The sequence below is a fragment of the Shewanella sp. VB17 genome, from assembly GCF_013248905.1.
Taxonomy (GTDB): Bacteria; Pseudomonadota; Gammaproteobacteria; order Enterobacterales; family Shewanellaceae; genus Shewanella.
Window position 1 is genome coordinate 1,167,804 of sequence record NZ_JABRVS010000001.1, and the last position, 26,237, is coordinate 1,194,040.

General features: G+C 40.4%; 26 protein-coding genes. 14 read left to right on the forward strand and 12 right to left on the reverse strand.

The features are described from left to right. Positions 1 to 156: 156 nt before the first annotated feature. Positions 157 to 1,128 (reverse strand): octaprenyl diphosphate synthase, encoded by a 972-nt coding sequence (ispB, locus tag HQQ94_RS04910; RefSeq protein WP_173293358.1) that lies wholly within the window; start codon positions 1,126 to 1,128, stop codon positions 157 to 159. A 275-nt stretch (positions 1,129 to 1,403) separates the two neighbouring features. Between ispB and rplU the strand changes: the two genes are divergently transcribed. The 4 genes from rplU (at position 1,404) to folA (ending at position 3,787) form a co-directional block, all read left to right on the forward strand. Continuing rightward, positions 1,404 to 1,715, forward strand: coding sequence for a 50S ribosomal protein L21 (gene rplU, locus HQQ94_RS04915; protein ID WP_173293359.1), 312 nt, complete (start codon positions 1,404 to 1,406; stop codon positions 1,713 to 1,715). Positions 1,716 to 1,731: 16 nt separating this feature from the next. Further along, positions 1,732 to 1,986, forward strand: a complete 255-nt coding sequence (gene rpmA, locus HQQ94_RS04920; RefSeq protein ID WP_173293360.1) for a 50S ribosomal protein L27 — start codon at positions 1,732 to 1,734, stop codon at positions 1,984 to 1,986. A gap of 131 nt (positions 1,987 to 2,117) precedes the next feature. Continuing rightward, positions 2,118 to 3,284: an Obg family GTPase CgtA gene (gene cgtA / locus HQQ94_RS04925; RefSeq protein ID WP_173293361.1), complete on the forward strand. Its 1,167-nt coding sequence runs from the start codon at positions 2,118 to 2,120 to the stop codon at positions 3,282 to 3,284. A 17-nt stretch (positions 3,285 to 3,301) separates the two neighbouring features. Further along, a complete protein-coding gene (gene folA / locus HQQ94_RS04930) occupies positions 3,302 to 3,787 on the forward strand; it encodes a type 3 dihydrofolate reductase (RefSeq protein ID WP_173293362.1) in 486 nt (161 codons plus the stop codon). Positions 3,788 to 3,860: 73 nt separating this feature from the next. On the opposite strand, the gene HQQ94_RS04935 is transcribed toward folA, so the two are convergent. The 6 genes from HQQ94_RS04935 to lptD form a co-directional block, all read right to left on the reverse strand. Then, positions 3,861 to 4,685: a symmetrical bis(5'-nucleosyl)-tetraphosphatase gene (locus HQQ94_RS04935; RefSeq protein ID WP_173293363.1), complete on the reverse strand. Its 825-nt coding sequence runs from the start codon at positions 4,683 to 4,685 to the stop codon at positions 3,861 to 3,863. Positions 4,686 to 4,770: 85 nt separating this feature from the next. Continuing rightward, entirely contained in the window at positions 4,771 to 5,151 is a 381-nt protein-coding gene (gene apaG / locus HQQ94_RS04940; protein ID WP_173293364.1) for a Co2+/Mg2+ efflux protein ApaG, read from the reverse strand. 90 nt (positions 5,152 to 5,241) lie between these two features. Continuing rightward, complete coding sequence (gene rsmA / locus HQQ94_RS04945) at positions 5,242 to 6,045, reverse strand: 16S rRNA (adenine(1518)-N(6)/adenine(1519)-N(6))-dimethyltransferase RsmA (protein ID WP_173293365.1); 804 nt, start codon at positions 6,043 to 6,045, stop codon at positions 5,242 to 5,244. Positions 6,046 to 6,058: 13 nt separating this feature from the next. Beyond that, entirely contained in the window at positions 6,059 to 7,045 is a 987-nt protein-coding gene (gene pdxA / locus HQQ94_RS04950) for a 4-hydroxythreonine-4-phosphate dehydrogenase PdxA (RefSeq protein WP_173293366.1), read from the reverse strand. Positions 7,046 to 7,126: 81 nt separating this feature from the next. Then, positions 7,127 to 8,431 (reverse strand): peptidylprolyl isomerase SurA, encoded by a 1,305-nt coding sequence (gene surA, locus HQQ94_RS04955; RefSeq protein ID WP_173293367.1) that lies wholly within the window; start codon positions 8,429 to 8,431, stop codon positions 7,127 to 7,129. 236 nt (positions 8,432 to 8,667) lie between these two features. Next, positions 8,668 to 11,004: an LPS assembly protein LptD gene (gene lptD / locus HQQ94_RS04960; RefSeq protein WP_173293368.1), complete on the reverse strand. Its 2,337-nt coding sequence runs from the start codon at positions 11,002 to 11,004 to the stop codon at positions 8,668 to 8,670. A 157-nt stretch (positions 11,005 to 11,161) separates the two neighbouring features. Between lptD and HQQ94_RS04965 the strand changes: the two genes are divergently transcribed. The 7 genes from HQQ94_RS04965 (at position 11,162) to HQQ94_RS04995 (ending at position 17,009) form a co-directional block, all read left to right on the forward strand. Beyond that, positions 11,162 to 12,166, forward strand: coding sequence for a phosphotransferase (locus HQQ94_RS04965; RefSeq protein WP_173293369.1), 1,005 nt, complete (start codon positions 11,162 to 11,164; stop codon positions 12,164 to 12,166). Next, a complete protein-coding gene (gene murU, locus HQQ94_RS04970) occupies positions 12,163 to 12,846 on the forward strand; it encodes an N-acetylmuramate alpha-1-phosphate uridylyltransferase MurU (protein ID WP_173293370.1) in 684 nt (227 codons plus the stop codon). Before HQQ94_RS04965 ends, murU begins: the two co-directional genes overlap by 4 nt. A gap of 51 nt (positions 12,847 to 12,897) precedes the next feature. Then, the gene (gene djlA / locus HQQ94_RS04975) at positions 12,898 to 13,677 is read left to right on the forward strand and encodes a co-chaperone DjlA (protein ID WP_173293371.1); all 780 of its coding nucleotides are present in this window, start codon (positions 12,898 to 12,900) and stop codon (positions 13,675 to 13,677) included. Between the two features lie 71 nt (positions 13,678 to 13,748). Continuing rightward, positions 13,749 to 14,357 carry an outer membrane beta-barrel protein gene (locus tag HQQ94_RS04980; protein WP_254304003.1) on the forward strand — a complete coding sequence of 203 codons (609 nt, stop codon included), beginning with the start codon at positions 13,749 to 13,751 and terminating at the stop codon, positions 14,355 to 14,357. Between the two features lie 16 nt (positions 14,358 to 14,373). After that, the gene (locus tag HQQ94_RS04985; protein WP_173293373.1) at positions 14,374 to 15,336 is read left to right on the forward strand and encodes a D-2-hydroxyacid dehydrogenase; all 963 of its coding nucleotides are present in this window, start codon (positions 14,374 to 14,376) and stop codon (positions 15,334 to 15,336) included. Positions 15,337 to 15,475: 139 nt separating this feature from the next. Beyond that, entirely contained in the window at positions 15,476 to 15,871 is a 396-nt protein-coding gene (locus HQQ94_RS04990; protein ID WP_173293374.1) for a DUF3302 domain-containing protein, read from the forward strand. A 1-nt stretch (position 15,872) separates the two neighbouring features. Then, positions 15,873 to 17,009: an HlyD family secretion protein gene (locus HQQ94_RS04995; protein WP_173293375.1), complete on the forward strand. Its 1,137-nt coding sequence runs from the start codon at positions 15,873 to 15,875 to the stop codon at positions 17,007 to 17,009. Positions 17,010 to 17,201: 192 nt separating this feature from the next. Here the strand turns inward: HQQ94_RS04995 and HQQ94_RS05000 are convergent, their stop codons facing one another. Continuing rightward, positions 17,202 to 18,482: a glycerophosphodiester phosphodiesterase family protein gene (locus HQQ94_RS05000; protein ID WP_173293376.1), complete on the reverse strand. Its 1,281-nt coding sequence runs from the start codon at positions 18,480 to 18,482 to the stop codon at positions 17,202 to 17,204. A 305-nt stretch (positions 18,483 to 18,787) separates the two neighbouring features. On the opposite strand from HQQ94_RS05000, the gene HQQ94_RS05005 reads away from it, so the two are divergent. Continuing rightward, the gene (locus HQQ94_RS05005; RefSeq protein WP_173293377.1) at positions 18,788 to 19,102 is read left to right on the forward strand and encodes a DUF1289 domain-containing protein; all 315 of its coding nucleotides are present in this window, start codon (positions 18,788 to 18,790) and stop codon (positions 19,100 to 19,102) included. Here the strand turns inward: HQQ94_RS05005 and HQQ94_RS05010 are convergent. The 4 genes from HQQ94_RS05010 to HQQ94_RS05025 are packed head-to-tail and all read right to left on the reverse strand — an operon-like array spanning position 19,089 to position 22,433. Continuing rightward, entirely contained in the window at positions 19,089 to 20,366 is a 1,278-nt protein-coding gene (locus tag HQQ94_RS05010) for an ATP-binding protein (protein ID WP_173293378.1), read from the reverse strand. The genes HQQ94_RS05005 and HQQ94_RS05010 overlap by 14 nt on opposite strands. A gap of 53 nt (positions 20,367 to 20,419) precedes the next feature. Next, entirely contained in the window at positions 20,420 to 21,133 is a 714-nt protein-coding gene (locus HQQ94_RS05015) for a response regulator (RefSeq protein ID WP_173293379.1), read from the reverse strand. Then, positions 21,133 to 21,552, reverse strand: a complete 420-nt coding sequence (locus HQQ94_RS05020; protein WP_309247236.1) for a DUF3019 domain-containing protein — start codon at positions 21,550 to 21,552, stop codon at positions 21,133 to 21,135. Before HQQ94_RS05020 ends, HQQ94_RS05015 begins: the two co-directional genes overlap by 1 nt. A 5-nt stretch (positions 21,553 to 21,557) precedes the next feature. Continuing rightward, positions 21,558 to 22,433 carry a MipA/OmpV family protein gene (locus HQQ94_RS05025; protein WP_173293380.1) on the reverse strand — a complete coding sequence of 292 codons (876 nt, stop codon included), beginning with the start codon at positions 22,431 to 22,433 and terminating at the stop codon, positions 21,558 to 21,560. A gap of 321 nt (positions 22,434 to 22,754) precedes the next feature. Here HQQ94_RS05025 and HQQ94_RS05030 point away from each other — a divergent pair, with 321 nt between their 5' ends. Beyond that, a complete protein-coding gene (locus tag HQQ94_RS05030) occupies positions 22,755 to 23,930 on the forward strand; it encodes an acyl-CoA dehydrogenase (protein ID WP_173293381.1) in 1,176 nt (391 codons plus the stop codon). A 61-nt stretch (positions 23,931 to 23,991) separates the two neighbouring features. Then, positions 23,992 to 26,235 (forward strand): alpha-ketoacid dehydrogenase subunit alpha/beta, encoded by a 2,244-nt coding sequence (locus HQQ94_RS05035; RefSeq protein ID WP_173293382.1) that lies wholly within the window; start codon positions 23,992 to 23,994, stop codon positions 26,233 to 26,235. The last annotated feature ends 2 nt before the right edge of the window (positions 26,236 to 26,237 follow it).

Below are 26,237 nucleotides of genomic sequence, written 5' to 3' on the forward strand. Positions count from 1 at the left end.
TAACGTAGAGTATGACATTAAAAAGGAGCCTGTTGGCTCCTTTTTAATGTCTTGGAGATTTATTGTTTACTTATCATGTGCCGATGGTATTTCGCTTAACCATTTGTCACCCTTATGTTTATAGAGATCATAGAGTGGCATCTGAACGCGATAAAATTAATGACTACGCTCTACAGCTATTTTAGCAAGAGATATCAGTGCTTGCTTGTATTCGGTATCTGGAAGTATAGAAAGGGCACTGATGGCTTTCTCTGACTCTTGTTGAGCACGTTTAAAGGTGTAATCAAGTGCACCACAACGATCTAAGGCTGCTAATATAGGTTTAATACTATCTGTGCCATCGCCTTTTTCGATAGCTGCACGGATCAGCGATTGTTCTTTATCTGATCCATGGGATAAAGCATAGATAAGCGGTAGGGTGGGCTTTCCCTCAGCAAGATCATCACCAATATTCTTTCCTAGCTCTTCAGTATCAGATGTATAATCAAGAAGATCATCGGTCAATTGGAAAGCGGTTCCTAAATATTTACCATACTCAGCTAATGCTATTTGAATATTTTCAGCAGTATCAGCTAATACGCCAGCTAGGCGAGTTGCTGCTTCAAAAAGCTTGGCTGTTTTACAATAAATGACATGCATGTAATTGTCTTCGGTAGTGTTGGGATCGTTGCAGTTCATTAGTTGTAATACTTCACCTTCAGCCAATACATTCGTTGCATCGGCCAACACTTCAAGCACTTTCATACTGCCTAATTCGGTCATCATTTGAAAGGAACGAGTATAGAGAAAGTCACCAACGAGAACACTTGCACTGTTGCCAAACAGCGCGTTAGCAGTCTCTCTTCCCCTGCGCAGTAATGATTCATCGACAACATCATCATGCAATAATGATGCGGTATGGATAAACTCAATAATTGCGGCAAGTTTTAAGTGAGCTTCTCCTTTGTAGTCTACAGCTCGTGCAGCTAAAATAGACAGGAGTGGGCGCATACGCTTGCCACCGCCATTAATAATATAGAAGCCCAGTTGATTAATAAGGGCTACATCAGATTCTAGTTGTTTGTATATTAGCTTATTAACGTTTTGCATGTCGTTGTCGGCTAATTGACGGATGGCGTTCAAATCCATATATAGGCTCTTGTTGATGGGGTGCAATAAATACTTAAGGCCCCATTTATGGCTTAAATGTTATAATGGTAAGGATTCTACCTAAAAATATGTCTCAAGGCATCAATTAGAAGGCAATACTGCGAGTAATTCCGTTCTTTTTTTATTCTTATTGAATTAAGGGTTGTCAGTTTGGCATTCTTAACGTAAACTCCGCGACCATTGTCATTAAAGCTTTTATACGTCCTTACCTCAATAATTGAGCGGCGTGTTAGAAAAATCGGAGTAAAATAGCTATGTATGCTGTTTTTCAAAGTGGTGGTAAGCAGCATCGTGTTGCTGAAGGCCATACTGTTCGTCTAGAAAAATTAGAAGTCGCTACAGGCGAAACTGTTGAATTTGACCAAGTTCTTTTGGTTGCAGACGGTGAGACTGTTCATGTTGGTGCACCTTTGGTTGAAGGTGGCAAAGTTGTTGCTACCGTCGTTAGCCACGGTCGTGATGAGAAAGTAACGATTGTTAAATTCCGTCGACGTAAGCACCACGATAAAAAAATGGGCCATCGTCAATGGTTCACCGAAGTTAAAATTACAGCTATCAACGCTTAATTAGGAGTTATAACTCATGGCACATAAAAAAGCTGGCGGTTCGACTCGTAACGGCCGCGATTCAGAAAGCAAACGTCTTGGTGTAAAGCGTTTCGGTGGTGAATCAGTTCTTGCTGGTAACATAATCGTTCGTCAACGTGGTACTAAATTCCACGCTGGTATCAATGTAGGGATTGGTCGTGACCATACTCTATTTGCTTTAACTGACGGTAAAGTAAAATTTGAAGTTAAAGGTCCTAATAATCGTAAGTTTATTAGCATCGAAGGCTAATCTTTAGCTAAGGCTAAGATCGCTTGTTAGAGCCCCGCCTTTGGTGGGGCTTTATTGTTTATGGTAAAAATTTTGGCTACATGAGTCACAAAGAAGTATAATTCTTTTATTCTGTGGTGCCCGGAGTAGGTATGAAGTTTGTCGATGAAGCTGTGATCAGAGTTGAAGCTGGTGATGGTGGTAGTGGTTGCGTCAGTTTTCGACGTGAAAAATATGTACCCGATGGTGGCCCAGATGGCGGCGATGGTGGTGATGGCGGCAGTGTGTATCTGCAAGCTGATGAAAGTTACAACACATTAATTGATTTTCAATTTGAGCGTTTTCATCGTGCTGAACGTGGTAAAAATGGTCGAGGTCGTGATTGTACTGGTCATGGCGGTGAAGATTTAGTGCTTATTGTTCCTGTCGGCACGCGTGCTATCGATGAGGAAACACAAGAATCACTTGGTGACTTAACCACCCACGGTCAAAGAATGTTAGTTGCAAAGGGGGGATTTCACGGATTAGGTAACACCCGCTTTAAGAGCAGCACTAACCGCGCGCCAAGACAGAAGACGCTAGGTACACCGGGTGAAGTACGCAGTTTAAAACTTGAGCTTATGTTACTTGCCGATGTTGGTCTTTTAGGCATGCCTAATGCGGGTAAGTCTACTTTTATTCGTGCTGTTTCAAGAGCTAAACCCAAAGTTGCCGATTATCCTTTTACAACTTTAGTGCCTAATCTTGGTGTTGTTAACCCAAGACATGGACAAAGTTTTGTGATCGCCGATATTCCAGGTCTGATTGAAGGTGCTGCAGATGGCGCAGGTTTGGGGGTGCAGTTTCTAAAGCATCTTGAGCGTTGTCGTGTTCTACTGCATATTATTGACATTGACCCTATTGATGGCACGGATCCTGTTGAGTCCGCACGTGCAATTGTTGCTGAGCTTGAAAAACATTCACCTAAACTTGCAGGTAAGCCACGTTGGTTAGTTATCAATAAGACCGATCTTTTACTTGAAGATGAGGTGAAAGAGCGGACAGAACACATAGTTAAAGAGTTAGAGTGGCAAGGCGATGTTTATACTATTTCAGCCTATAACCGTGATGGTACAGATTCTTTAAGCCTTAAGTTAATCGACTTTATTGATGCACTTCCACCTGAGGAAGAGATTGATAAAGAAGCTGAAATTGAATTCAAGTGGGATAATTATCATGAAAATGCCAATGAGTCATTGAATGAGAATTATGTCGATGAAGATGACGATGATGATTTTGACGATGATGATTATGACGTAAAAGTTATCTACCAAAGATAAAAATTCACGGAGACGTCATGAAAATAGCCTTAATCGCCGCGATGGCTAATCATCGTGTAATAGGGAAAGATAACCAAATGCCATGGCATCTTCCTGAAGACCTTCGCCATTTTAAAGCTGTGACATTGGGTAAGCCTATCGTGATGGGGCGTAAAACCTTTGATTCTATTGGGCGACCATTACCCGGTCGCCATAATATTGTGATTAGCCGCCAAGAAGGGCTCACAATCGAAGGGACAACGTGCGTTACTTCTTTTGAAGCAGCCATAAAAGCCGCTGGAGATATTGAAGAGTTAGTTGTTATCGGTGGTGGTCAATTGTATGTCTCGACGCTAGCGATAGCGGATAAGCTTTATTTGACTGAAATTAGCCTTGATGTTGCCGGTGATACATTTTTCCCCGAGTGGGATGATGGATCTTGGCTGAAAGTTGATGAAGAAAATGCGCTAAGTGATGAAGGCTTGAAATATCGATTTATTAATTTAATTAAGAGTAAATCATAGCACTGTGCTCAGGCTACCTCAATGTGCTGATAGCGGCCCATTGAAGTTGTTTGAGTCACATATGTATTGTTAGCTAATGATTATTTAATTGTTTTTGAGTTACGGTCTCATCGGTTTCCAGATGCCAAAGCGTCAAGTGTTCCCCCCAGCAACAGCCAGTGTCTAAAGCCTTAATTGTAGGTGAGCCTACTTGCCCCATTACAGCTGCCCAATGACCAAATACCAGTGTATGGTTTTGATTAATGTGGCCTTGTTGTTCAAACCATGGGGTGAGATTAGGATCCTTACACTGCTCTGGAGAAAGCTTGCAATCAAAATCTAGACTCCCGTCACGGTGTAAAAAACGCATTCGGGTTAATGCATTTATGCAGTAAATTCTTCTTTCTGATGCACTCATATTTTGATGCCATTGATTTGAGTCTGACGTGTACATTTTTTTAAGTAATTGCTCCTCATAATCAGAGGATAGTAGAGCCTGAGAGACCAATGTACTTTCGCTTCTTAGTGTCGATAGATCCCATTGTGGTGGAATACCTGCATGACTCATCACAATTTTATGTGCTGGTAATTCTTGATGAAGAGGCTGATGCCGTAACCAACCTATAAGAGAGTTAATGTCTGGTGCATTAAGTAAAGCCTCTAGTTTATCTTTTGGATTAGCTTCTTTTATTTTTGCGTGAACGGCGATCAAATGTAAGTCATGATTACCAAGTGAGATGTTAGCTCCACCATTGAGTTTTTTAAAATATCTTAGTGTTGGCAATGATCCATTGCCTCTTGCTACTAGGTCTCCTACTGCCCAGAGTTGATCTCGAGAAGGATTAAAGTCAACTTTAGACAACAAGAGAATGAACTCATCGAAGCAACCTTGAATATCACCAACAAAATAATTCGCCATCTCAACTTTACCTCTAAAAAACGAGCATCTTACGTTGGCTTGGGTATATCACAGGTACAAGCACCCCAAGCTAAATAAAAATGGGTTAATGAAGTAGTCCAGGAATAGAAAGCCTAAAAGGAGGGATCTTTGCATTAAAGGTTTGTCCATCCTTAGTGAGCATGCCATAACTACCTTGCATCACACCTAAAGGGGTTTCGAGTACCGTTCCACTTGTGTATTCGTATGCGGTATCAGGTGCTATTGTTGGGGTTTCGCCAACCACACCAGATCCTTGAACCTCACTGGTATTTTCATTCGAATCAGTGATTGACCAGTGACGAGTTTTGAGTGTTACGGGCTCTTTACCTAAGTTAATAATAGTGATGGTATATCTAAACAAGTACCTTTCGTCAGTTGGAGAGGACTGTTCTTCAATATATTCCGTTTTAACGTTAATTTTTATAGAATCTTCAAATTCAGTCATGACTTTTCTTTATAAAAAGGAGGGGAGCCTCCTAAATTTAGCGTAATGTTCATCGTATAATCAATGATTGATAAGATGAACTCTAAGTATTTATGGCCTATCGATGACAAGGTTTGCCATGGCAACATATTGCTCGACAGTGATCTGTTCAGGTCTGAGCGTTGCATCTATACCTAAGGTGGTAAACTCTGCATCAGTGATGATATGTTTTAGGTTATTACGTAACGTTTTACGGCGCATATTAAATGCTGTCGTTGTAAGGTGTCTTAATTGATCGACATCTTTACAAGGCCATGGCTTAACTTTAAAAGGCACTAAGCGAACAACGGCAGAATCGACTTTAGGTGCGGGAGTAAAGCTATGTGGTGGCACTTCAAGGACAGGCATTATTTGACAATGATATTGTGCCATAACCGTTAAACGCCCATAGGCTTTTGTTCCTGGGCTTGCTGAGAGCCTAAGTACGACCTCCTTTTGCAACATGAAATGCATATTTTCAATATGCTGAGCAAAATCAAATAAGTGAAACATAAGCGGCGTAGAGATATTATAAGGTAAATTACCAAATACCTTCATCTGCCTATCTTGTTCGACCAATTGACTAAAATCAAATTTAAGCGCATCACCCTGATGAATTTTCAATTTATCTTTCAAAGTTGGGTGTTCATGTAAGCGTGCAACGAGATCTTTATCTAGTTCAACGACTGTCAATGTGTCGATAGCACTAGCGACAGGCTCAGTCAATGCACCTAGACCTGGACCAATTTCGACCATAACATGATCATTGTCAGGCGATATCGCACCAACAATGCGGTTAATAACATTGTGATCGGTCAAGAAGTTTTGGCCGAAACGTTTTCTGGCCGTGTGGCCTAAATGTACTTTATTACTCATGTCTTGTTTTCAACTACTCAGCTTTTACTGCCAAATCTATGGCTTTATTTAGTGCGCAGACAAAACTTCCTATGTCTGCTTGACCGGTTCCAGCGAGTTCAAGTGCTGTACCATGATCTACCGAAGTGCGAATGTAAGGCAGTCCCAATGTGATATTGACAGAGCTACCAAAACCTTGAGCTTTAAGGACTGGTAAACCTTGGTCATGGTACATAGCAAGTATAACATCAGCGTCTTGTAAATATTTATTTTGAAAAATGGTATCTGCTGGTAAAGGGCCGATCAAATTAATCCCTTTTGCTCTCAATTCATCTAGAGCTGGAATAATTGTGTCTATTTCTTCTCTGCCTAAATGCCCATCTTCACCTGCGTGAGGATTCAGTCCACATACATATATTTTAGGGTTTTCTATGGCAAACTTGTTGATTAAATCAGTATGGAGTATGTTGATTATTTGATGTAACCGGTCACGTGTAATGGCTTTTGAAACATAGGCTAATGGAATATGTGTTGTCACTAAGGCGACGTGTAAACCTGGTGCCGTAAGCATCATCACTACGTCTTGGCAGTTCGCTTGATTAGCAAAAAATTCGGTATGACCACTAAAGGGGATCCCAGCTTGATTTATTATCCCCTTATGGACAGGGCCAGTAACCACAGCATCAAATTCACCATTAATGTTTTTCTCACCAGCATAGGTGAGTGTTTTTACGACATAGGCACTATTTTGTTCATCGAGTTTACCGCATTTAGCCTCTACATTGAGTGAGAACGGCGCAAGGGTTAATGTACCAGCCTCCTGAGCCTTTGGTGCTAGGTTGGGTTGGTATGGCTTAAGTTGTAACGGAAGCCCCAGCATTTTAGCTCGAGAGGATAAAAGTGCAGGATCGGCACAAACCACTAGCTCAGCAGACCAAGCCTGCTGAGCTAGTTGGATAACTAAATCTGGACCAATCCCAGCAGGTTCTCCTGGGGTGATAGCGATTCGTTTAATCGTCAATATTATTAGCCTCGATTAAAATGGTATTCAAATGTCTATTGATTCTTTGGCCAATGGTAACAGATTTAACTGTCATTCAGTTTAGTTATTATTTGAATCAGGTTTGAAAACCTCAATATATGCTTCAGCTCTCATTTCATCGAGCCAGTTCTGTAGCTCTTCATTAAACTTACGTCTGAAGATGAGTTGATGTGCCCTATTGGTATTAAACTTATCCGTAGCATCTGTTTTCCGGCGTTCTTCAAGTTGGACTATATGCCAACCGTGGGTTGAACGAAAAGGAGCACTGATTTCATTGACTTCCAGCGAATTTAATGTGTCGGCAAACTCTGGGACATAGATACTTGGATCGGCCCAACCTAGTTCACCACCTTTGGCCCCTGAACCAGGATCTTCAGAGTATTGACGTGCAAGCACAGCAAAGTCAGTATCGCCGTTACGTATTTGTGTTACAAATTTATTTAACATCGCCTTGGCACGTTCTTCAGATAAGATCGGTGATGGCTTTATCAAAATATGTCTAGAACGAACTTCACTTATTTCTTGAGTCTTAAGGCCACGAGCATCGAGTACTTTGATGATGTGAAAGCCTGCGCCACTTCTGATTGGGCCGATGACATCATCTTGCTTTGCACTTCCCAGTACTTCGGCAAAGAGTGTCGGCATCTCGTTGATGTTCATGTAATCCCATACGCCACCTTCAAGCGCCTTCGGGCCTGACGATGATGCAATGGCTGTGCGGCGAAAATCTTCTCCATCTTTAATCCGTTTTAGCACGGTGTTAGATCGTTTACTTGCTTTAGCAAGTTGCTCACTATTTGGATTACTTGGTACCTCGATAAGGATATGGCCAATTTGAAATTCAACTTCTTGTAAGCCTTTTTCTTCAATCATTTTGACTAAATTACTAATCTCTTGCGGAGAAACTTGGATACGACGTTGAACTTGAATACGTTGTATTTCACCTAATGTCATTTCTTCGCGTAGCTGTTCGCGGTATTGATTCCAATTCATTCCCTCCTTGGCGATATTAACTTGCATTTGCTCAATAGTTAGTTTTTGGTCTTTAGCGATATTAGCTATCGTTTGATCAAGTTGCAGATCACCAATATGTAAACCTATTCTATCTGCCATCTGCATTTGTAATCGAGTCATGATTAATCGTTCAATAACTTGAGTTCTTAAGGCTTGATCAGAAGGAAGCGACTGCTCTGCTGCAGTAGCATTTGCCTTAACAGTGGCTAACATATTGCTTATTTCGCTTTCTAGTACAATACCTTCATTAATTTGCACTGATACGCGATCGAGAGGAGCTGTCTGTGCTTGGCTTGCTTGGCTAATGGTCAAGGCAAGAAAAGCAAAAATTAAATGTTTACACGGTTTCATCCACAAAAATCCTTGGCATATTAATGTCAGGTGCGGCATCAAATGATGCTGACTTGATTCTATTATCATGGTTTGACTCTAAGGTCCCGCCATGGTTCATCAAAAATTAACTTATTTACGCTCGTTGTAAAAGGTAACAGCCATCTATGTAAACCTTTTACTGTTAGATAATGCCGCGCATTACCACTTGTATCATCTTCAGTTTTACACGGTTAGTTCAATAGCCTATGCAATACTTAATCTGTAAGGTACAGAGGTTTACGATAATTAAACAAGCCATCATCAAACGTATGTGATACGCCTAATGGACCTGATCCCCCGAGCCCTCTTATCGTGAAAGTGAAAGATATACCGCTGTCAAAAAGCTCCCGGTTATTCTGTATATCATCAATATTATTGTCATAATTTGCTTTGAGTCGATTATAATAACCTAAACCTATCGCCCAGCAACAAGATTCATATTGAAAACCTGCGTAAGTTTCAATATTACGACGTTCGTTAAGATCATAATACCAATCTGCGATCAAATATATGTTGTCATTTACTGGCCAAGCACCTCGGATGCCTGTTTGTGAAATATCCACAGAATCAGCGTTATCTGTGTCTATATTACTGTCTTGTAGATCTGGGACATAGCGATAGCTAAACTGAAGTAACTTATTGACTCCTGGCCTAAAATCGAGTGTTACTTCAGTTTTTTTATTATCACTGAGTTTGGTATCATACTGAATCGAACCGCTCATGTACCAGTCTTGGTATAATTTAGTACTTAATTCTGCAGCGAGAACTGAGTTTGAACTATTTTCTTGAATGAAATTACCCGTTTGATTTGTTGGATCACTGATACCAACTTTGCTTTCTTTAAAGTAATGAATTTGTCCTAGGCTGAACTTAAATGTTTCCTGGTTATGTTGATCAAATAGGCGCGTGGTTAAACCGAGAGTTAATTGGTTCGCATCAGCTATTCTATCAATACCAGAAAAACGTCTATCACGAAATAATCCAAAGTAATCTTCTTGCATTTTTGCAGTATCATATATGCCTATATTGTTCTGTTCTTCATAACCCACATAGAGATATTGAAACTGAGGCTCTAAGGTTTGTCGATAGTTTTCATCAAAATAGCTGGTAAAACGTTCAAAATTTATCTGACCATGAAAACGAACCTGAGGTAAAGTACGACTGACGGAGTTGTCTAGTTGTTGGTTGTTAGTGAGGTCATTTATATCTTGCCAATAGTAAGTTTGCAGTAACTTAAATTCACTGGTCAAAGAGCCTGCAGGCCCATGTATTGGATAAGTCATCGTGGGTTCAAGATGAAGACGTGTAGCATCTGGTTGATCATTTTTATCATTTTCAAAATTAGTCGCTTCACCGAAAAACGCAAAATCAAAGCCATTCCAAAAATTAGGAGAACGGTAGTTCAAGTCAATTTGTGGCATCACTTGGTAAGGCTTTTCATCTTCGCCAAGCACTTTAATATCTTGTACTCGCGCACTGAAGTCCCAATTTTTTTCTAAATAACTCATTTCTCCAATACGAGATATTTGATTATCTGTCGACTGCTGGACATCGGAGTCTAGATCACTAAAGTAATTATCATCAGATACATCAGTAAAGTCAGCCATAACGCGCCAGTTTTCATTAATTGATCCTTTATGATCCCAATGATACAGATAACGTGAGGGTGAATCTGCCAGCATATCATCGTCGTTTAGGTACTCTAAATTGATGCCACCTTGTTGTGATTCTCCCGCTAAATAGCGAAAATCAGTTTTAAGGAATAACCCTCTAGAAGTCATGTAATTAGGCGTCAGGGTCAGATCATATTCTGGTGAGATATTCCAATAATAGGGGGTCGAAATTTCCATGCCGTTGGTTGAATTGTTACCGAACTCTGGAAATAAAAAACCAGATTTACGTTTATTAGAGATAGGCACAGACATATATGGAATATAAAATACAGGGACCCCCCCTATTTTCAATTTTGCATCTGATAGTTCCAACGACTCTTCTGTGCTGTCAATTTTGATGGTGTCAGCTTCAAATAGCCATGAGCTATCTCCTGGTGGACAGCTGGTAAAATTGGTTTTGCTTAAATGCAGATCGTTATCAGGGGTTATTTCTAACTTTTCAGCATTGCCATGAATTTGCCGACCATTGAGCCAATATTGTGCACCCCAAAGTGATGCGGTATTAGTGCGCATTTCTGCAATGAGAGAATCAGCTGTAATGGTTATCATTGGATCTTGAAAAATCAAACTGCCATTAGCGTCTAGCTGTTCTTTTTGTTGATCTAAAATGGCTTCGTCAGCGGCGATATTACGGTTGCCCTGACTAAAAGACACATCACCAGTAAATTTGGCTTGTTGACCCATTTGAGCTTCCGAACGATTAGACATAATCCTGATTTCTTGCGTTAAATAGTCAGTATCTTCATTGTCCTTGGCTGTGATATGTGGAACGGGAGGCTCGACGATGCATTGCATGGTAGCATCGGAAGTCATGGTCGTTTCTTCCGCCAAGACTAATTGTGGAAGTAAGCTTAGTGCCAATAAATAACGGGTCTGCATTTTGAGTCTTTTAATAGGATTTCTTCGTTTGTAAAATAATAGTGAGGGACAAAAGTCACCTTAATTTTTATGTAACTGGGCTAAATATCGATATTGAGATTATTAGCCGATCACATTTTGCTTTATAATAAAGCAATTTTTACATAAGAGCCATGAGGTGTCCTTGTCAGAACTTAGATTTATTGCGCTAAATAGATGGTTGCATCAAATTTTCGATTCACCCGTTTTCCCTAAACTGATTTCTGGTGACGCTAGTTATCGACGATATTTTCGTGTTCAACACGAGAATATAAGCTTTATCGTCATGGATTCGCCCCCTGAATTGATTAACGTTACTCCATTTATTAATATGGCTAACGCTTATTCAGAAAAAGGTATTAAGGTTCCTCAAGTAATTGAAAAAAATATAGAAGATGGTTTTTTGTTGCTAAGTGATTTAGGTGATGTTGAGCTTCTTTCAGTATTAAATGAAGACAATGTTACCGCGTATTATAGTCAGGCTCTATCACTGTTAACAAAAGTGAGTTTAGTGACCCAGAGCGGAGGGGAAAGGTTACCTTTATATGATGATGCTTTTATTCAACTCGAATTAGATATTTTTTCTAATTGGTTGATAAAACATCACCTTGGTATCAAACTTGATGAAAAGACTCGAAATATGCTGCAAATAGTGTTTTCTTGTCTAATTGAGAGTGCTAATACACAACCTAAAATCGGCATGCATCGAGACTACCATAGCCGAAATCTGATGTTACAAAATGATGAACTAAAGGTGATCGATTTCCAAGATGCTGTATTGGGGCCTGTGACATACGATGCAGTGTCTCTTCTAAGAGATTGTTACATTCGTTGGCCAGACAATATCGTGGATACATTAATGAAACGACATTATGAACAATTGAAGTATTCAGCCTTGATTGAAGGGAATGTGACTTTATCGACTTATACTCGTTGGTTTGATTTGATGGGGTTACAACGACATATCAAAGCGGCAGGAATTTTTGCACGGCTAAAATATCGGGATAACAAACCAGCTTATATGGCTGATATCCCATTAACTCTTGAATATATTAGAGATATCTCAGCTCGCTATCCAGAGTTTCATTCATTTAATATGTGGGTTTCAGATTGTGTGATCCCAGCTGTTGAGGCGAGATCGTGAAAGCGATGATTTTGGCTGCTGGTAGAGGTGAGAGACTAAGACCATTAACAGATAGTGTGCCTAAACCCTTGATTTGTGTCGCTGAAAGACCATTAATTATTTACCATATTGAGCGATTGGTAGAAATGGGTATTAGGGATATAGTTATTAATCATGCTTGGCTTGGGCATAAGTTAGTTGAAGCGTTAGGTGATGGTCGTCGCTTTGGGGCGAGTATTCAGTATAGTGCTGAGCTCTGTGCGTTAGAAACTGGCGGAGGAATTAAGCAAGCCTTACCATTACTGGGAGAAGAACCATTTTTTGTTATCAATGGTGATGTGTTTATTGATGAGTTACCAGATTTTCGATACCTTGATTTAAATGCGCTTCTTAAAGATACGTTGGCGCATTTATGGCTAGTTGATAACCCTAGCCAGCACCCCCAAGGAGATTTCTCACTGAAAAACGGCCTAGTATATAATACATGTTTTGCTGATGAAGTGACTTTGACATTCTCTGGCATGGGGATTTATCACCCTTCTCTTTTTGATGGGGCACCAGATACCGTTTTTTCTCTTGGGCCTCTTCTGAGGAATAAAATGGAGTTTGGACTCGTTTCTGGTGAATACTTTGCAGGTTTTTGGTGTGACGTTGGTACGATAGAGCGTTTGGAACAGTTAGAGAAGCGTCAGCAAGGTTGATGAGTATTTGGTTTTACTATTATTTTTATATTTAGATATTAAGGTTTTTTGATGCGTATTTGGGGTAAGTTTTTTGGTTTTGCCATTGGTTTTATGTTTGGTCGTATCCTTGGCGCAATTATAGGTCTTTGGCTAGGTCACCAGCTCGATAAAAAAAGTGCGCAACTTAGCGGCATGATAGGTAAGGGGGCAAATCGACAGACTCTATTTTTTAAGACGACTTTCTCGGTTATGGGACACGTGGCTAAATCGTCGGGCCATGTCACTGAAAATGATATTCGTATTGCGACCATGTTAATGGATCAAATGCAATTAAAAGGTGAGGCGAGAAAAGAAGCGCAAGCTGCATTTAAAGAGGGGAAAGAGAGCGATTTTGACATTAAAGCATGTTTAGCCACTTTTCGTGTTATCTCCATGGGGCGTAAAGAATTGCTACAGATGTTTCTTGAGATCCAGATCCAGACAGCACTTTCAGATGCTAAGCTAGATCCTGAAGAGCATGAGGTGTTACTGGTTATTGCTTATGAACTCGGTTTTAGCCGTACACAACTTGATGAATTGCTTAAGCGCTGGCAGGCTGAGTTTAATTTCCATCAAGGTGGAAATAATAATCAAACTAGCATTGAAGATGCGTATTCTTTACTTGGTTTAAGCGACGCTTCGTCGGATCAAGAAATAAAACGCAGTTATCGTAAATTGATGAATGAACATCACCCAGATAAATTAGTCGCTAAGGGCTTACCTCCAGAGATGATGGAGCTGGCGAAAACAAAAACTCAAGATATTCAAGCTGCCTACGATAAAGTTAAAACAGATCGAGGTATGCGTTAATATCACGACTTAACTCATTGATGAGAAGAACGGATATGAACATAGTGCATCACATTGGATGTTTCTCATTTATGACGACTTGTCTGTTAGTTGCCTCAGCGGTTTTTGCTGATGTGTTTGTTGCTCCGTTTGGAGGTTATAGTGTTGGTACGAGTGAGTTCAGCGTAAAAAGTGCTGATACCAGTCACTTGACCAATAATGAAAGTGGAAATCTCACCCTTTCAGAGTCAGAGCATTATGGCCTTATGATGGGGTTTACGACGCTAGATCCTGGTGATATTTATCTTATGTACAGTCATCAGTCTCCAATATTACAAGCGAATGGCAGTGTGAGCACTGCGCCAATCATAGATCTTGATTTGGATTATTTACATATTGGCGGAACTCTGTATTTTCCAAATGGTAATTTAAAGCCCTATGTTAGCGCAAGTTTAGGGTTGACGAGTATGCGACCGAGTGGGGAGTACTCAAATGAGACACTGTTTTCGATGGGGTTAGGTGCCGGTATTGACTATCAATTAACATCATCTATTTCGATATTTTCAGAGGCTAGAGGTTATGCCACCTTTATTGATAGTGATAGCATGTTATTTTGTGATGATGGAGACTGCTTGTGGTCAATACGTTCAGATATCATGTGGCAAGGACAGATAAACTTGGGTGCTAAGCTGAAATTTTAGTAGAGACATAAATACAATGAAAATAGTAGTACTTGATGGTTATACGCTTAATCCAGGAGACTTAAATTGGGAGCAACTTGGTAAGCTTACCAATGGTGATGAATTGATTTGCTATGATAGAACCTCTGAAATGGATTTGTTCTATCGCGCAACAGATGCTGAAATACTGTTGACTAATAAAACTAAAATATCAACGAATATTCTCACTAAGCTCCCAAAACTTAAATATATAGGTGTGCTTGCCACTGGCACCGATGTGGTTGATTTGGTTACGGCAGCTGAATACGGAGTGGTTGTGACCAACGTACCTGATTATGGGGCTGATGCTGTTGCTCAAATGGTTTTTGCTCATATACTTCACCATACTCAACAAGTCGCGGTTCATCACAATGCAGTTATGCAAGGGAAATGGAATGAGAGTCAAGATTTTTGCTTTACTCTTAATCCACTGCAGTCTTTAAAGGGAAAAACATTGGGCTTAATGGGCTATGGTGCCATAGGTCGACAAGTGAGTGTTCTGGCTTTAGCTTTTGGGATGAAAGTGTTAGTTAATACACGTACACCGTTGGTGGATTTACCTGCTGGTGTAAAGTGGAGTGTGTTAGATGAGATGATACCTCAAGTGGATATACTTTCTCTGCATTGCCCGTTAACAGAAGCAACGGATAAGATCATTAATCGTGAATGGCTAAAATCGATGCGTACAACGGCCATTTTGATCAATACCGCACGTGGTGGACTTATCGATGAAGCTGCGTTGAGCCAAGCGTTATCTAATGGTGATATTGCTGGAGCAGGATTGGATGTTCTCTCAACCGAGCCTCCACAAAGAGATAATCCATTGCTTACAGCGACCAATATTAGTGTCACTCCACATAATTCTTGGGCTACGTTAGAAGCTAGGCAGAACTTACTGAGTATTGCTATTGATAATCTCGCTGCATTCTTAGCAGGTAAAGTGAAAAATAAGGTTAATTAATATTAGATAACAAGTATCTGTTTTTTTATGGTGCTTTGTTGTGAAAATATTCTAAGGTTAATTTTATATCAATATCAGTTAATAAAATTGATGATCTATTTATTAGTCAGTAGGATTTATAGCAACAAAGGAGCTAACCGTGTTTTTAGATTACTTTGCGTTGGGCGTCATTTTATTCGTTGCTATTTTTATTTTTTATGGAATTATCGTGATCCACGATATCCCCTATGAAATTGCAAAAAAACGTAATCATCCTCAGCAAGATGCACTGCATATCGCTGGTTGGGTGAGTCTGTTTACGTTACATGCTATTTGGCCATTTCTTTGGATTTGGGCCACTTTGTACCGCGAAGACAGAGGATGGGGCTTTAATTCTATATTAGCAAGGGAGCTTACTTTAGAAGATGAAATGAAATTGCTCAATGAAACAGTGGCAAAATTAGAGCTTAGATTGCAATCGATAGAACTTGATAATAAATGTCAACAGTCCGTCGTTACTTCCTGTGATACTCCTCCTAGCAAAACGGAGGTATAAGATGGATCTATTGCTCATCCTTACCTATACCGCTATTTGTATTGCCATTTTTAAAATTTTTAGGATCCCTTTAAATAAATGGACGGTACCTACAGCGATTCTGGGTGGGGTATTTATTGTTGGTGCTTTAATTCTTTTGATGAACTATAACCACCCCTATACTCCATTTGCTAAAGAATATTTTGTTTCGGTTCCGATAAACCCGGCGGTAAGAGGGGTAGTGACTTCGGTTGAGGTGAAGCCTAACGTGCCAGTGAAAGAAGGTGATGTACTGTTTAGAATTGACCCTACTCCTTTCAGAGCTGTTGTAAAACAGAAACAAGCTGCACTGCTATCAGCTGAACAAGAAGTGCCCCAACTTGAAGCAACTTGGCAATCATCAGTGGCGAATGTTGACCGAGCGACAGCAGATAGAGATAGGACCAAATCAGCTTATGCACGTTACGCTAAAGGTAAGATAAAAGGGGGGCCAAATTCTCCTTTTACTGAACTTGAACTCGATGATAAACGTCAGCTTTATTTAGCATCAGAAGCACAGCTGACAATGTCTTTAGCTGAAGAGCTAAAGAGCAGGCTTGCATTTCTTTCCAATATTGATGGAGTTAACACTAAGGTTGCTGAAATTCAGGGGCAACTCGATAAGGCGCTGTTCGATCTCAAGATGACCGTTGTTAGGGCGCCCTCTGATGGCATGGTGACTCAAATGGCTCTTAGACCTGGTATTGTTGCTGTTCCTATGCCTTTACGATCGCTGATGAGCTTTATTCCAGACGAGGAGCGTTATTTTGCTGGAGCATTCTGGCAGAACTCACTTTTAAGGCTTAAAGAGGGAGATGAGGCTGAAGTGATATTAGATGCAGCTCCTGGTCAGGTGTTCACTGGGAAAGTCGCAAGAGTGTTACCTGCTATGGCAGAGGGTGAGCTCCAGTCCACAGGTGCTCTAATCTCATCACAGCATTTGATGCAGCGAGGAAGAGTGATTGTTTTGATTGAACTTGATGATAATGCGATACGAAATAATTTTCCTGCTGGAGTCGCTGGGCAGGCTGCTGTTTATACTCATTACTTTTCCCATGTAGCAATCATGCGCAAGGTACTGTTAAGAATGCAGGGTTGGCTTAATTATTTGTTTCATTAAGCTTTTTTTACCTTGTATCAACAGAGAGTATTTGAGCAATAGTCAGTTTTTTAGCTGAAAATGTATCGCAAAAAGATATGGCTAAATATGCAAGTGAGAAGTATTAGGTTTATGTCTATGTCTATAGAAAAATGTTAGAGGTGCTGACGATTAAATTATAATCAGCACCCTACGCTTATTAAAGTGGAGTAATTAGTCCTTAATCCCCATGCAGTTTGCATAGTAAGTCACTGTTGCTGGCCAGTCTGAAAATACCCCTTTAACTCCCACATCTTTGGCTAATACATCTAATAATTCAAAGGCAACGCCTTCATTATCGATAATTCCTTCGATACTTTGATAATACCAACCCCCTTTCTTGCCATCAGTTTCATTTACATCAGTTATTATCCCTGAGCGTTCCAGTGACCAAGTGATAATGTTAAGCTGTGCAGCTTTGGCTGCTTTGGCATATTCAGACGGAACAATTTTTTTATTATTATCTAAAGTGACTAACATCCATAAAGGAGGTGCGATGTATTCGACGCCTTGGTTTTTCAATTCATCCATGTTTGGTACCCAAGTATCAGGGTTTTGAGGATCTAAACCTTCATGCTCATTTCTTTCGTCGAGAAATACCGCTTGGTTAGCAAATTCTGGTGTATTTGAGATCCAATATTGAATGTCTTCAAGATGAAATGACTGTGGATAAACCTGTGATGCTGGAACATCGGCAGCTTGGTATTCATCTAACATTTTTTGTGCATAATCTTGTTGGCTGAATCCATCAAATGGCATCTGTACTGCTGCTGATTTTAGTTCAGGTGTCATTTTTACTCCTGCTGCTTTGAACATCGCAATGCTTTCTGCATGGGTCATTAATGTGCCATTACCTGAGTAGAGATCGGTGCGCCAATTTGCTGTTCCAGCCATGAATTGCTCTACGTTGGTCGCATTAGGATTTACGCCATCCATTTTACCTTTAAGTGTTTTAAATTGTGCAAGAGTAATGTCGCTTGTACAACAGGTGGCCTGAGCTTTTTCACCATTAGCGGCAGGAGTAAAAGGTACTGAGCATTGCGCTGCCAGTTCAGGGATCGATAAAATATTAGTGGTGGCTGCCAAATCACACTGAGAGTGACGACAGACCAAGGCTTTGTCTGAGGTAAAGGTTACATCGCATTCAACGATCCCTGCACCTGAATCGATGGCCGCTTGGTAAGATTCTCTAGTATGTTCGGGAAACTGCATTGCTGCACCACGATGACCTATGGAAAAATCACTGCGGTAAAATGGTTGATCACGACATTGTGCTAGTGTTGTTTTAAGCTCACTATCTTGCATTTGAGTGATTAAATATAATGGTCTTGGGCCAACTTGTGCAGCGACTTTGTCATCTGTTTTATCATTGTCACTCCCCCCACAGCCAGCTAGCAGTAATGTACCAGCTAACGTGATAATCATTGAGTAAGGCTTTACAGCAGTGTGATACATATTATTTTTTCCATGTGAAAAATGTTGTTTAAGTTTATTTTTGATGAGTTAAAAGTTTTATTAAGTTGGCTAGTTTAGCAGGGTTTTATGATTTTTTGACTAAGCTTTTATGAAGGTTGTCAATCTGACGGCTTACTAAGAAATGGTAGGTTGCAATTGTTTTTATTTGTTTATGTATTTGTTTATTTATTTTGTAAGTTTAAGTCTTGTTAAGCGATTTATATTGATCTGATTTATTTTCGTTAAGTAACGGAAACTTGATGATATCTATATTCTGAAGAGCGTAAAGATGGGGGGGGGCATTGATGGAGCAATTAGAATTCTTTGAAATTCAAAGTCCTTGCATTGGGATCTGCCAAACCGATGCTCGGGGGTATTGCAAAGGCTGCTTGCGTAATAGAGACGAGCGATTTAATTGGTTAATATTTTCTGATGCGAAAAAATATGACGTTATTCGCCTTTGTAAGCAGAGAAAACGCCGCCGTCAGCTCGCGATAATAAAGTCGAGGAAAGCGCAATTACAGCAAGAGATTGCAGAGGTAAACTCATCATTCGATTTCGAGGCTGCTACGTCATCGCAAGGCACTGATTTATCTTTAGATGATTTTACTTTGGAATAAGTATTTCAGGCTTCGGCCAACTTAGTATAAAACACGTTTTATCTTCACAGCTTTCAAGTTTAACGTTTCCTTTATGCCTATCCATAATTCGTTTGATAATTGCTAAGCCCAGACCATGTCCTTTATTGCCATTTTGTACAGATTGACTACGGTAGAAAGGTTCAAATATTTTACTTTGGTCTTTCTTTGGTACTCCAGGTCCATCGTTGGCGACGCACAGGTAGATATGCTGCTGACTTTGTTCTATTTCAATGTTTATTTCGTGTTGAGCGAACCTTTGGGCGTTAGTGATTAAGTTTTGTATCGCTCTTTCAATCAGGGATGGATCACCCAAAAGGTAGACTGGCAGTGCGTTATTATTGCATTTTATCGGTGGTGTATTTGATGATGATAAACGCTTAATGGTTTGCAGGGTAATTGCGGTAAGATCGCAATGTTCAAACTGTGCTTCTTTACGTTGTGACTCAAGGCTTGCATAGGTGAGCAACTCTTGCAAGAGGTTCTCCATTTCCTTAACATCGAGCTGCATTTCTTCAATAAACTCGGTTCTACGTTGTTCGTCTGAATCTGGTTTACAGTAATGAGGCATTAATGCCAAAGCGAACTTTAATCTAGCGAGTGGGGTACGAATTTCATGAGAAACAGCATTAGACAAGTGTTTTTGGTTTTCGATCAGGGTACTTATTTGCTTGGACATTTCATTAAATGTTGTGGCCAATGGTAGTACTTGTGAGCGAGGAGAAAGTTCTATTTGTGTGTCCCACTTTGCTTGTCCAAATTCATGAGTGGCATTACGCAGGGTTTTTAAATCTCTTGATAATGGCCATACCCAGATAAGTGCAATTAGCCCTAATGATAAATAGAAAAATAAGGTAAAGAGTTTACGTAAGGGAGCGCGTGGATCGATTTCGATGGGACCCGCGATTAGAATTTGTTGGTCAACCTTGATAAAATGGAGCTCTAAATGATCATCTAATGTGGTGATAACGACATTTTTATTCGTTAACGTGTGCTGATTTGCTAAGGCTATTTGATTAGAATCTACCAGCTCAAGTGGGTAACGAGGGTTGTGACCTATTTGGGTTAAGTAGTCTAAGCGGTCTTGTTCCGGTAGCTTACTCAGTAATTGTGCTAATGCGATTAGCGGTGCATCCATTGAACCGCTGTCTTCGACATTATTTTGCCAAATGTTATCTAATGTCCAACCTATACCTAATATACTTAAGCTGATGAGCAGATACAGGCTGATAAAAAGTCGTTTCAATGTTTAGTTCCGTCTATAACGCAGTTTAGTTAAAACTGACTTTTCAATTAAATTTAATTAGTCCACGCTTCAGGAGCAAATAAGTAACCTTGTCCCCAAACAGTTTTAATTCTAAAAGGTGTTTCAACATTATCACCCAGTTTCTTTCTCAATCTTGAGACCCTCACGTCGATTTTTCTATCTTTACCGTCAAAATCGATATTAAGCAAGTATTGGTAAATATATTGACGACTTAATACTTGCCCAGCTTGAGAGGCCAATAACCAGAGAAGTTCAAACTCATGGCTAGTCAAATCCACTTCAAGATCGTCAAGCCTAATGACTTGAACATGAGGATCTATGCTTAGTTTTCCGAAAGATAAACAATGAGACTCTACTTTAGGTGGTTTTGCCGTTCTGCGTAGTAAGTTATTAATTCTGGCAATGAGAAGAGCGGGATCGACAGGTTTGACGACATAGTCATCGGCACCTAACTCTAAGCCTTTGACCTGATCTTCCGCTGAGCCGAGGGCGCTCATCAGTAAAATAGGACCAGCGAAGTAGTCTGGTAATTTCTCACATAATGTTAAACCGTCCATTCCAGGAAGCATAATATCGAGTAGAATGATGTCAGGTTTATAGTTAATCAGGCGTGTGAGTACAGTGTCACCTCTACGTTCAACTTCAACGTGAATTCCATGAGACTTTAAATAGTCCATAATCAAATTGGCGAGGCGAATATCATCTTCTACCAGTAAGACTCTATGGGGTGGTTGAGGATCTGTCATTAGAATAAACTCCAAGGGTTACGATAGCGTCTTCTCACTTTGGCTTCTACAGTCGGTGTGACTTCTAGTTTGACCTTAGCAAGCGTTTCATGTGTTGCTTTATCTATCATTACAAACTGAATATCTTCTGTTGTGCTTATATTTAAGTTTAATGAATTAACCTCAGCACTTTCTGAACACCATTTAGCCATGTGTTCATAGTCAGATAAAATACAGATTGACCTGAGTTGCTCACTTTCCCAAGAGAGCTGTACCATTAACTCACAAGTGAGCTGCTTATCAGAGGTGATACAAAATTCGGGCGATATGGTTAGTTTGGTCCTTAATTGTTCAGTTTCATTTGCTAGTGTCTGTTTACTGCTCGTGATTGTTAAGCAGAGCAACAGAAATAAAGTCATTATGGTTGTGGATATTTTCACCTGTTTTAAAATCTATAACTTGTACCAATATAAAAGGTACTCGTATAGTCTTCGTTAAGTAGCGGACTTTCAGCTATTTCATCAGCAATTTTTGTGTATCGAGCTAAAAATAACAGATCCCAATGCTGACTCATGACGTAATGGCTGGTCAATTCAATTCCTGTGTTTAATGCTGATTTTGCCTTGTAGGCACGACTCCAATAAAGACTTTCACTTTCTCTAACCCCGTAATAATAATCTACTAGGTTTTCACTTTTCCAGTCTAACCTCAGTGCCAATTCAAAATTCCAGTTATTGACAGCTAGATTATAAAGCCATTTTACTTTAGCTTCGGTACCTTGGTGTACATTTAGTACATCGTGGGCTAGTGAAAAGTTAATGATACCGGCTCGGGTGTAAAAAAAAGCTTCTAGGCCACCTAGATAAGTAAATCTTCTTTTATCTAAAGGGCCGATAACAGGTGGGCTAACGGTTCTTGAGAATGTTCTTGTAAGATTAGTGGCTGGGTTCCTTTGAAGCTCATTGGTACCTGCGATAAAAATATTTGATGGATCCCAGCGATGAAAGTATGCACTGTCGGTACTGAGACTCGTGGTTAAGTTAAGAGTGAATTGTTCTTCTTCGGCTAATGTGTAGCCGACATTGCCATTATCAAAAAACCAACTTTCACCGTAATAAGCAAAAGTAGGTATTAGATAGATAGGCATATCATCGTAATCTTTAAGTGGGTTACTGCGTTCACCATAACCAAAAGCAAGACCAATATCCCAGCGGCTAAGTTCGATACATTTAGTTTCGTTTTCGCAGGGTATAGCGTCATGCCCCCAAGAGAAGAAAGGGAGAAAAATGTAGGCAAAGGCAACCAGTTTGAACCTGTTCATGACACCGCTTATTACACTCATCACAGAATTAACACCTAGGATAACATTATAAAAGAGACTTAGGCAGAGGTTTTGCTCTATTTGATGCAAACTGATACGTGATAGTCGAGTCTTTTTTTAGCGTTACTTTGTTGTTTTTATTGTTTTTACTCTCTTCTAATGCCGAATTGTACAAAACAACCCATAGGTAAAGACTATACCAGATAAAGAAAAAGACTATTTTTCTTTATGCGCATTTATGCTTATTGTAAGCAATATAAGAAATGATTGTTTTATAAACTAGCGATGAATGATTTATTTTGCCTTTAAAAGGATAACACCATGGCGCGAGTACATTTTGACTGGACAGATCCCTTACAGCTAAACACTTTACTCTCTGATGAGGAGAGAATGATACGCGATAGCGTGTATGACTATGCTCAAGATAAATTGATGAGTCGAGTGCTAATGGCTAATCGAGAGGAGTATTTTGACCGCGAGATCATGAATGAACTCGGTGAAATGGGGCTGCTGGGAGCTACATTACCTGAAAAGTACGGTTGTTCAAATGTCAATTATGTTAGCTACGGATTGGTGGCTCGTGAGATCGAGCGCGTTGACAGTGGTTACCGCTCGGCGATGAGTGTGCAGTCGTCTTTGGTGATGCACCCAATACATGCTTATGGCAGTGAAGAGCAACGAGTTAAATATTTACCTAAATTAGCCACTGGCGAATGGGTTGGGTGTTTTGGGTTAACTGAACCGGATGTCGGTTCTGATCCCGGCGGGATGAAAACCCGTGCAGAGCCTATTGATGGCGGCTATAGGCTCAACGGCGCCAAAATGTGGATCACCAACTCACCGATCGCCGATGTGTTTATTGTGTGGGCAAAGCTTGAAGGTAAGATCCGTGGTTTCATTTTAGATAAGGGAATGAAAGGGTTAAGTGCACCTAAAATTGAAGGTAAATTCTCATTGCGTGCATCAGTGACTGGTGAAATTGTGATGGATAATGTCGAAGTGTCAGAGTCTGCTTTATTGCCCAATGTGGAAGGATTAAAGGGACCATTTGGTTGTTTGAATAAAGCGCGTTACGGTATTGCTTGGGGAGCATTGGGCGCTGCTGAGTTTTGCTGGCATAGAGCTCGTCAGTACACACTTGATAGAATTCAGTTTAACCGCCCATTAGCTGCGAACCAGCTCATTCAAAAAAAACTGGCTGATATGCAAACTGAAATCACCACAGGCTTATTTACTTGCTTACAAGCCGGACGTTTAATGGACCAAAATACCTTATCTGTTGAAGCTATCTCTTTGATTAAAAGAAATTCTTGTGGCAAGGCATTGGATATTGCTCGTATGTCTCGTGATATGCATGGAGGTAATGGTATTTCTGATGAGTTTCATGTTATTCGCCATGTGATGAATCTCGAGGCAGTGAATACCTACGAGGGGACTCATGATATTCATGCGCTTATCTTAGGGCGAGCTCAGACAGGCATTCAGGCTTTTAGTTAAGAAAAATGAGGCATTTTTTGTGTTTTAGCCTGTTAAATTAGCTAAATGAGTGGGTACAATTATGGAAGATAGGGCAGTAGCGTTAGATAAAAGCTTTATTGAACGTGTCGATAAACAAGCTTTTAGTGATATAGGGCAGGGTTGGGATCATCGAAAATTAGCACTGTCTGACAGTGATTTTATCGGTATGTTTGAATCTCAGCTTAAGAGTCGATTATTGGATCTTGAATCGCGAAAAATGCGAGCAAGAAATCAAGGTTTCTACACGATTGGTAGCTCAGGACATGAAGGAAATGCAGCTTATGGTTTAGTTTTTAAGCCAACTGATATGGCATTCCTGCATTATCGTAGCGGTGCCTTTATGATAGAGCGGAGTCGCCAAGTTCCTGGAGAAACCGTTCTTTATGATATGTTGTTGTCTTTTGCTGCATCCAGTGATGATCCCACTTCTGGTGGTCGCCATAAAGTATTGGGCAGCAAGCGACTAAGCATCCCCCCGCAAACGTCGACCATTGCCTCTCATTTGCCTAAGGCCGTCGGTGCAGCGTTGAGCATTCCGTTAACGCATAGGTTATCAATCGCTTCTGTTATGCCCTCTGACAGTGTTGTGCTGTGCAATTTCGGCGATGCGTCAGCTAACCATGCAAGTGCTCAAACTGCGATTAATTCCGCTTGCTGGGCAGCATATCAGCAAGTTCCGTTACCGATTGTGTTTATTTGCGAAGATAATGGTATCGGTATCTCGACTCCGACGCCTAAAGGCTGGATTGCTGCTAATTTTAGTCAGCGTGCCTCACTTAAGTATTTCTACTGTGATGGCAGGGATGTTCTCGATTGTTACAAGGTGAGCAAGGCTGCTGCTGAATATGCCAGAGTGCATCGTAAACCGGTGTTTCTTCATGTTAGAACAGTACGTTTAATGGGTCATGCAGGCAGTGATGCAGAAATTGCTTATATGAGTAAAGAGCAGATTTTTGACAATGAAACTCAAGATCCTTTAATTGTATCCGCGCAGCAACTCATTGAAGCTCGTTTAATGAATTCGAAACAGATCATTGTGCTTTATCAAACGATGAAGGCACGCATTGCAGCGATTGCCAATATGGCAGTGAGTCGACCTAAATTGCAAACGGTAGCGCAAGCTATGGTAGCTATTATTCCACCTAAACTGCTTGTTAAAAGAAGTCATTATTTAGATACAAAGCACAGAGCTGTGTTGTTCAAAGCGGATAAACTGGCATTGAGCAAACCGCTTCATATGGGGAAATTGCTCAATTTAGCTCTGACTGAATTGATGGCACGTTTGGCCAATATTGTTGTCTGTGGTGAAGATGTGGGTAAAAAAGGAGGGGTTTATCATGTGACGTCTCGCTTGGTCGAGCGCTTTGGGCCAAATCGAGTGATCAATACCTTGCTTGATGAAACTTCTATTCTGGGGTTAGCGATAGGCATGGCACATAACGGCATCTTACCCATTCCTGAAATTCAGTTCCTTGCCTATGTACATAATGCTGAAGATCAAATCAGAGGTGAGGCGGCAACGTTACCCTTTTTCTCTGATGGACAGTTCACTAATCCTATGGTGATCCGTATTGCAGGGTTGGGTTACCAGAAAGGGTTTGGTGGGCATTTCCATAATGATAACTCTTTTGCAGTATTTAGGGATATTCCTGGATTAATTATCGCTTGTCCATCAAATGGAGCGGATGCCGTAGCCATGTTAAGAGAGAGTGTGAGGCTCGCCCATGAGGAACAAAGAGTGGTCATTTTTCTCGAACCTATAGCACTTTATATGACCAAAGATCTGCATGATACTGGTGATGGCCTTTGGGCAAATCGTTATATTCCAGAGCAGGATGCTAAGCCAATGCTGTTAGGTGAAATTTACCAAGAGGGTGAAGGTGATGAGCTGGGAATTATCAGTTACGGCAATGGTTACTACCTGAGTCGTCAGGCACAGAAGATTTTGATAGAAAAGGGATTAAAAGTCAAAGTGATAGATATTCGTTGGTTGGCCCCCTTAAATATAGAGGCAATAGTTGCCAGCGTCGAAGATTGTAGGCATATCCTAATCGTCGATGAGTGCCGCAAGACCGGCTCAATAAGTGAAGCATTAATGACGGGGTTTACTGAGTTACTCGGTCCTTCATGTCCGCCATTGGCGAGATTAACTGCAGAAGATTGCTTTATTCCGCTTGCTGATGCGGCGACATTACCATTACCTACTAGAGAGCGTATTGTCGAAGCTGCAATGACTTTGATAGGTAAAGAGTGTGATCACGCGCTATTGAAGGAGGCGTTATAACA

Bases quoted from the DNA above. Each gene is read 5' to 3' on its own strand.
- ispB (WP_173293358.1), bottom strand. From the start codon at position 1,128: ATGGATTTGAACGCCATCCGTCAATTAGCCGACAACGACATGCAAAAC.
- rplU (WP_173293359.1), top strand. From the start codon at position 1,404: ATGTATGCTGTTTTTCAAAGTGGTGGTAAGCAGCATCGTGTTGCTGAA.
- rpmA (WP_173293360.1), top strand. From the start codon at position 1,732: ATGGCACATAAAAAAGCTGGCGGTTCGACTCGTAACGGCCGCGATTCA.
- cgtA (WP_173293361.1), top strand. From the start codon at position 2,118: ATGAAGTTTGTCGATGAAGCTGTGATCAGAGTTGAAGCTGGTGATGGT.
- folA (WP_173293362.1), top strand. From the start codon at position 3,302: ATGAAAATAGCCTTAATCGCCGCGATGGCTAATCATCGTGTAATAGGG.
- HQQ94_RS04935 (WP_173293363.1), bottom strand. From the start codon at position 4,685: ATGGCGAATTATTTTGTTGGTGATATTCAAGGTTGCTTCGATGAGTTC.
- apaG (WP_173293364.1), bottom strand. From the start codon at position 5,151: ATGACTGAATTTGAAGATTCTATAAAAATTAACGTTAAAACGGAATAT.
- rsmA (WP_173293365.1), bottom strand. From the start codon at position 6,045: ATGAGTAATAAAGTACATTTAGGCCACACGGCCAGAAAACGTTTCGGC.
- surA (WP_173293367.1), bottom strand. From the start codon at position 8,431: ATGAAACCGTGTAAACATTTAATTTTTGCTTTTCTTGCCTTGACCATT.
- lptD (WP_173293368.1), bottom strand. From the start codon at position 11,004: ATGCAGACCCGTTATTTATTGGCACTAAGCTTACTTCCACAATTAGTC.
- djlA (WP_173293371.1), top strand. From the start codon at position 12,898: ATGCGTATTTGGGGTAAGTTTTTTGGTTTTGCCATTGGTTTTATGTTT.
- HQQ94_RS04980 (WP_254304003.1), top strand. From the start codon at position 13,749: ATGACGACTTGTCTGTTAGTTGCCTCAGCGGTTTTTGCTGATGTGTTT.
- HQQ94_RS04985 (WP_173293373.1), top strand. From the start codon at position 14,374: ATGAAAATAGTAGTACTTGATGGTTATACGCTTAATCCAGGAGACTTA.
- HQQ94_RS04995 (WP_173293375.1), top strand. From the start codon at position 15,873: ATGGATCTATTGCTCATCCTTACCTATACCGCTATTTGTATTGCCATT.
- HQQ94_RS05000 (WP_173293376.1), bottom strand. From the start codon at position 18,482: ATGTATCACACTGCTGTAAAGCCTTACTCAATGATTATCACGTTAGCT.
- HQQ94_RS05005 (WP_173293377.1), top strand. From the start codon at position 18,788: ATGGAGCAATTAGAATTCTTTGAAATTCAAAGTCCTTGCATTGGGATC.
- HQQ94_RS05015 (WP_173293379.1), bottom strand. From the start codon at position 21,133: ATGACAGATCCTCAACCACCCCATAGAGTCTTACTGGTAGAAGATGAT.
- HQQ94_RS05025 (WP_173293380.1), bottom strand. From the start codon at position 22,433: ATGAACAGGTTCAAACTGGTTGCCTTTGCCTACATTTTTCTCCCTTTC.
- HQQ94_RS05030 (WP_173293381.1), top strand. From the start codon at position 22,755: ATGGCGCGAGTACATTTTGACTGGACAGATCCCTTACAGCTAAACACT.
- HQQ94_RS05035 (WP_173293382.1), top strand. From the start codon at position 23,992: ATGGAAGATAGGGCAGTAGCGTTAGATAAAAGCTTTATTGAACGTGTC.